The 2,245-nt window shown below is 77.2% G+C and carries 4 protein-coding genes; all 4 read right to left on the bottom strand.

Annotated elements, in window-relative coordinates:
* Positions 1-656 (bottom strand): TolC family protein (locus VGR37_22995; GenBank protein ID HEV2150285.1); only part of this gene is annotated, 656 nt, incomplete at its 3' end.
* A 31-nt stretch (positions 657-687) separates the two neighbouring features.
* A complete protein-coding gene (locus VGR37_22990) occupies positions 688-1,125 on the bottom strand; it encodes a hypothetical protein (GenBank protein HEV2150284.1) in 438 nt (145 codons plus the stop codon).
* Complete coding sequence (locus tag VGR37_22985; GenBank protein ID HEV2150283.1) at positions 1,122-1,475, bottom strand: hypothetical protein; 354 nt, start codon at positions 1,473-1,475, stop codon at positions 1,122-1,124. The genes VGR37_22990 and VGR37_22985 overlap by 4 nt, the downstream gene beginning before the upstream one ends.
* Complete coding sequence (locus VGR37_22980) at positions 1,476-2,027, bottom strand: sigma-70 family RNA polymerase sigma factor (GenBank protein ID HEV2150282.1); 552 nt, start codon at positions 2,025-2,027, stop codon at positions 1,476-1,478. It lies immediately after the preceding gene.
* Between the last annotated feature and the right edge of the window lie 218 nt (positions 2,028-2,245).

Genomic DNA, 2,245 nt, shown 5'->3' with positions numbered 1-2,245 from the left:
AGCTGCAGGCGCGAGGTGCGCAGCGCCGATTCCGCCTCGACCACGGCCAGCTCGGCGTTCCCCGCCTCCAGCTCGGCGCGGAGCACGTCGGAGCGGGTGGCGGAGCCCAGCTCCAGGCGGGTCCGCGCGAACTCCAGCTGCTGCAGCGCCCGCTCCAGCCGCTGCCGCGCCGCGGCCAGCAGCTCCTCCGCGGCGGCGGTGGCGTAGAACACCTGCGTGGTCGCCAGCGCGGTCAGGAAGCGCTGCTCGCGGAAGCCGGCGGTGGCGGCGCGCTCGCGGGCCCGGGCGGTGCGCCCCTCGGCCAGCCGGCGCCCGCCGTCGAACAGCTCGATCCCGGACTGGACCTGGGCGGAGTAGTTCTCGGAGACGAGCCGGCCCGTGGCCTGGTCGAAGCGCTGGTTGCTGGAGTTGGCGTAGCCGGTGCCCAGCGTGAGCGTGGGGAGCCAGGCCCCCCGGGACTGCATCACGTCGGCGCGGGCGGAGGCGATCCCGGAGGCCGCCGCCACCGCGGCCGGGTCGGCCGCGAGCGAGCGCTCGATCGCCTCGTCCAGCGTCACCACGGGGGGCGCCGCCTGGGCGGCGAGCGCCGCGGGGAGGAACAGCGAAGCCAGGAGGGCGGCGTGCGTCCTCCCGGCGGGGGTGCGTCGCAGGGTCATCTTCCTTCCGGTGCTCGTTCGTGGGGCGGCCTCAGCGCTCGCCGGCCCGCCTGGCTTCCCTCGCCGCGCGGCGCGCCGCGCGGTGCTGCTCCCGGATGCGGTCGTACTCCGCCCGCTGCTCCGGGGTGAGGACGGCCCGCACCTCGGCGCGGGTGGAGTCCACGATGCTGCGCATCCGCGGCCCCTCGCGCTCCCAGAAGGCGTCGGCCTGGGCGCGCCGGCGCTCCATGATGGCGTCGACCCGCATCCGCTGCTCCGGGGTGAGGGCGAGCTGGTCCAGGATGGCGCGCGCCTTCCGGCCGCCCGGGCCGCGATCGCAGCGCGACTCCCGCTCCGGGACCGGGGCCGGCTCGCGCGCGGCGAGCGCCTGGTCCACCGCGGTGCCGGCGAGCATCCCGGTGGCGAAGGTGGCGGCCAGCACGCCGATCGCCAGGAGGCGGGTGCGGCGGGGGGTGCGGGGTCCGTTCACAGGAGGTCTCCTTCCACGGCGCGGATCAGGTCGGCGGCGCTCGGGGCGCGCTCCTCCACGATCCAGTCGGTGACGGGCTCGGGGAGCCGCAGCTCCTCGGCGACGGTGCTGGGGAGCGGCGCGGCGGCCGCCTCGCCCCCGGTGGTGGCCACCACGCCCACGGACACGGCGGCCACGGCCGCGGCGGCGGCGAGGGTGGGCCGCGCCCACCCGGCCAGGAAGGCCAGGGGGGAGCGGGACGCGGCGGCCTCGGCCAGGACGCGCGCCGTGACGGAGGCGATCATGGCCTCCCAGCGCTCCGGGTCGCGGGCAGGGTGCAGCGGCCTGAGGTCGATGGGCTTTTCGTGCATTCAGCCGTCCTCGCGAAAGAGCGCGCCCAGGAAGGCGCGCAGGGACCGGCGGGCGTTGAACAGGTGGTGGCGGACCGTTCCCTCCGGGAGGCCGAGCGCCGCCCCGATCTCCCGGTGCTTCCACCCCTCCATGTCGTGCATCAGGACCACCTCGCGCTGCGTCTCCGTCAGCGTGGCGAGCCCCTCGCGGAGCCGGTCGCGGAGGTCGGCCCGCTCGGCGTCGCGCGCCGGGGAGCTGCCGTCCGGGCTGGCGGCGGCGGCCTCCAGCGGGAGCGCGGCCCGCACGGTGCGGGAGCGGAGCACGTTCTTGCTGCGGTTGCGGACGATCTGCATCAGCCAGGGGGCGAACCCCTCCGGCCGCCGCACGTCGCCCAGGCGCGCGAGCGCGGCCACCATGGCGTCCTGCACCACGTCTTCGGCCTCGGTCGGGTCGCCGGTGACGGCGAGCGCGACGGCGTACGCCGCACCCAGGTGCAGCCGCACCAGCCGCTCGACGGCGGCGGGATCGCCGCACTGAGCGCGGCCGAGCAGGTGCGCGACTTCCTCGGACATGGTCTGTCTTCAAGACACGGGAGCCCCGCAAAACGTTGGGCGAGCTGCGGCGGGGGCCCCGGTGCGCGGTCCGCTCCGGCCGGAAAAAGCGCGGCCCGGCTCTCCGTGCGGGAGCCGGGCTGCGCGTGCGGAGCCTTCCAGCGGCTGTTCCTGCCGGTCGCAACGCTCTCGTGCGCTACGTCGCCTGCCCGGCGGCGGCCGGTGCGGCCGCCCCGCCC

It is taken from the genome of Longimicrobiaceae bacterium (assembly GCA_035936415.1).
GTDB lineage: Bacteria > Gemmatimonadota > Gemmatimonadetes > Longimicrobiales > Longimicrobiaceae > JAFAYN01.
The sequence above is the reverse complement of the archived record's forward strand: the minus strand, read 5'-3'. Positions and strand labels throughout refer to the sequence as shown.